This is a genomic window from Rhodoferax sp., assembly GCF_018063565.1.
Classification (GTDB): domain Bacteria; phylum Pseudomonadota; class Gammaproteobacteria; order Burkholderiales; family Burkholderiaceae_C; genus Rhodoferax.
In genome coordinates this window covers 1-2,604 of the sequence record NZ_JAGPBB010000192.1, presented here as the reverse complement: position 1 = coordinate 2,604, position 2,604 = coordinate 1, and the positions used below count along the sequence as shown (strand labels likewise).

At 62.1% G+C, this 2,604-nt stretch carries 3 protein-coding genes, 1 pseudogene and 1 riboswitch; of the genes and pseudogenes, 2 read left to right on the top strand and 2 right to left on the bottom strand.

What is annotated here, in order from left to right:
- Positions 1-71: pseudogene (locus KBF66_RS19515) on the bottom strand (TMEM165/GDT1 family protein); the annotation flags it as partial.
- Between the two features lie 4 nt (positions 72-75).
- Positions 76-246, bottom strand: a riboswitch (yybP-ykoY riboswitch).
- A gap of 137 nt (positions 247-383) precedes the next feature.
- On the opposite strand from KBF66_RS19515, the gene KBF66_RS19510 reads away from it, so the two are divergent.
- Positions 384-1,166, top strand: a complete 783-nt coding sequence (locus KBF66_RS19510) for a TOBE domain-containing protein (protein WP_296661421.1) — start codon at positions 384-386, stop codon at positions 1,164-1,166.
- On the opposite strand, the gene KBF66_RS19505 is transcribed toward KBF66_RS19510, so the two are convergent.
- The gene (locus KBF66_RS19505) at positions 1,163-2,293 is read right to left on the bottom strand and encodes a helix-turn-helix domain-containing protein (RefSeq protein WP_296661419.1); all 1,131 of its coding nucleotides are present in this window, start codon (positions 2,291-2,293) and stop codon (positions 1,163-1,165) included. The genes KBF66_RS19510 and KBF66_RS19505 overlap by 4 nt on opposite strands.
- Positions 2,294-2,506: 213 nt before the next feature.
- Here KBF66_RS19505 and KBF66_RS19500 point away from each other — a divergent pair.
- Positions 2,507-2,604: 4Fe-4S binding protein (locus KBF66_RS19500; protein ID WP_296661423.1), on the top strand; the 98-nt coding region annotated here is incomplete at its 3' end.

Sequence of the window (2,604 nt, the reverse complement as noted above, 5' to 3'; positions counted from 1 at the left end):
GCAAGCAACTGCGTCTTGTCGCCGATTTCGGCCAAGGCGACGATGCCGGTGGAGATCAAGAAGGCTTCCATGAAAAATTCCCAGGCCGGATCAAGAAAAATGACCAACGCAATTGTCCGGACATGGCAAGTGCGGTGGTCAAAGGTCTTGCCAGGTTCGGGAACTGCTTGCGCCATGGCCGATCGGCCAAGTATGTTGACGCAAGCCCCATTGGATGACGGGCGGCTACTCCCCAGTGACTGTATGCATTTTACCTGACGGATTCCTTGGCAAGCCAGCCAGCGCTGTTTGGGCATACGCCACCTTGAACCTTGCCACCACGGGTTAGCCACTTTGGTGGCCTCCCGTAGGGGTAGGCGCACGCGGTGTGAAACAATCCGCCCATGACAGATCCAGCCAGCTCTCTCAATGAAGCCCTCGGCCACGCGATCAGCGACAAGCGCCTGCAGGTGCTTCGCCTGGTCAGTCAATCCGGCAGCATCAGCCAGGCCGCGCGCGAGGCCGGCATCAGCTACAAGGCAGCCTGGCAGGCGATTGACACGCTGACCAATCTGAGCGGCGTGCCGCTGGTGGACCGAACGGTGGGTGGGAGCGGGGGAGGCGGCGCACGCATCACCGCGCAGGGGCTCGAACTGTTGGCGCTCGCCGATGCGCTGGCTGTCGCACGTCGTCAGGTACTGGCCGGGTTTACCAATGGGCTGGAACTGGCCTCGGGACTGGGGTTGCGCACCAGCATGCGTAACCAGCTGCGGTGTACCGTGCAGCGCTGTGAGGCGCTCAGTCCAACCGATCCATTGGTGTGGATCGAGCTGCAAACCGCCGGTGGTGCACTGATGACCGCCAGTTTGACGCACGAGAGTGCCGACCTGCTCGGGCTTCAAGCCGGCCTGTCGGTGCTGGTGTTATGCAAAGCCACGGCGGTCAGGATGGAGGTAGCCCCCAACGCCCCGGATGCGTTGCCCCTGGCACCGAGCGGGCGCGACGCCAGCTTTCTTCGCGGTGAGGTGGCGCGTGTTACGCCAGGGCAGGGCCGTGACGAAGTGGTGCTGGCGCTGCCGGGTGGCGGCCATTGGGTGGGATTTGCTGCGCATCCCTTGGCGCTTACAGTTGGTCAGACGGCGGTGGCCCATATGGCTGCGGCCGCCTTGGTGGTGGGTTTGGCCTAATCCTTGTGCCCGAGCTTGCGGTACAAGGTGGCGCGGCTGATGCCTAACGCCTGTGCTGCCAGGGCGACATTGCCGCCGGCTTGTTCCATCGCCTGGCGGATCATCGATGCCTCCATCTGGTGGATCGCCACTGCGCCGCTGCTGGGCAACGCCATGACATTGGCGGCTCGGCCGCTGTTGGTCAAGGTGGCCAGGGCGCGCAAGCGCAAGCCATTGCGCAACGGCACGTCCAGCGTGTTGTCGCTGCGCCGTGCCGCATCAAAAAGGACCTGAAACGGCAGACCAAAGAGTTCGCTGGCGTGCACCTGGGCCGTGAGACCCGGAACAATCTGGCGCGCCACCGAATTGGCACCGTTGACCCGACCGTCGGCGTCAAGCACCAACAGGGCATCGGCCGTGCTGCCCAGGCCATGGCCGGGCCAGTTGAGGCGCAGCATCAGCCGATGGGAAGTGGCGAGCACCAGCGCGTTTTCGATCTGCGCGCCCGACTGCACCACCAGGTGTTTGAGCTCGGTGCGCTCGGGCACATCGATTCCCGTCAGGTCCAGCATGCCCATGCACTGCCCGTCGGGATCAAACAAAGGCACACCCGCGCAGGTGTAATGGCTGTTGCCCAAAAAGAAGTGCTCTCCCCGATGCAGCCAAACGGGTTGCAGTTCGGCCAGCGCGGTGCCAATAGCGGTGGTTCCGACACGCGCTTCAGACAAATCCGTGCCGATGCGGGTGATCAGGCTGGCGCGTTGGTCGTGACTGTCAACCGGGCCGCTGGTGTCGAGCACGATGCCCTGGGCATTGGTCAGGATGGCAAAGTACCCGGTGTTGGCGATGGCTTTGCCCAGCCCTTGCATGATGCCTTGGGCACATTGACGCAGCCGTTGATTGGCCTCTTGCGTCAGGGCACGCTGCGACGGGCTGATCACATCAAACTGGACCGGTTGGGTCGGCTCCATACCCAACTGCAGACAGCGTTGCCACGACCGGTCCACCCACGGTGCCGTGAGGCCGCAGACCAGCGAGCTGCGCTCTTGCAGCACCTGCTGTCGCGCCCGGGCGATGGCGTCACTCCGCCGGTCTTCGGCAGCGGCCAATGGCGCAACAGGGCTGGGTTGGGGAACGATTGGGTTCACAAAAAGGTGGGTGCTTCAGGGTTGCCGGCGAGCCCGATTATCTGTGGCTGCACGGCTGTCTCATTATGAGAATTTCATGCATTTGGGTGGGTGATATAGGGTTAGTCCTAGGTACGGCTTGGCCATCCAGTTGAACAATCGCTATGTTTTGAAGTTCATAGGAACGGCATTGCATAGGTGCTGTTCAGTTTTTTATCCACAGGAGAAACCCATATGCAAAAGGTGTTGCACATCAACGCAGACAAGTGCACCGGTTGTCTGCAGTGCGAAATGGCGTGCGCGTTTGAGAATTACGGCACGTTTGCCACGGC

Coding starts and splice junctions, on each gene's coding strand:
- KBF66_RS19510 (WP_296661421.1), top strand. CDS start 384: ATGACAGATCCAGCCAGCTCTCTCAATGAAGCCCTCGGCCACGCGATC.